The organism is Pseudomonas sp. F1_0610 (assembly GCF_047470865.1).
Taxonomy (GTDB): Bacteria; Pseudomonadota; Gammaproteobacteria; order Pseudomonadales; family Pseudomonadaceae; genus JAZDRH01.
This window is the reverse complement of record NZ_JAZDRH010000122.1, coordinates 1-241: the sequence shown is the minus strand read 5'-3', so window position 1 is coordinate 241 and position 241 is coordinate 1. Positions and strand designations below refer to the sequence as shown.

Below are 241 nucleotides of genomic sequence, written 5' to 3'. Positions count from 1 at the left end.
AAAGGTTTTAAATGGAACCATAAGCGCGTTTACCGCATTTACTGTGAGCTGGAGCTGAACTTGCGTATCAAACCCAGAAAACGCATCAAGCGAGATAAGCCTGACGCGCTGAGGGTTCCAACGACTATTAACGATGTCTGGTCAATGGATTTTATGTCAGACAGTTTAGCCAGTGGCCGCAGCATCAGAACCTTTAATGTCATTGATGATTTTAATCGCGAATGCTTGGCTATAGATGTTG

At 44.0% G+C, this 241-nt stretch carries 1 pseudogene; it reads left to right on the top strand.

The features are described from left to right. Positions 1-241 (top strand): annotated as a pseudogene (locus VQ643_RS16470) (IS3 family transposase); the annotation flags it as partial.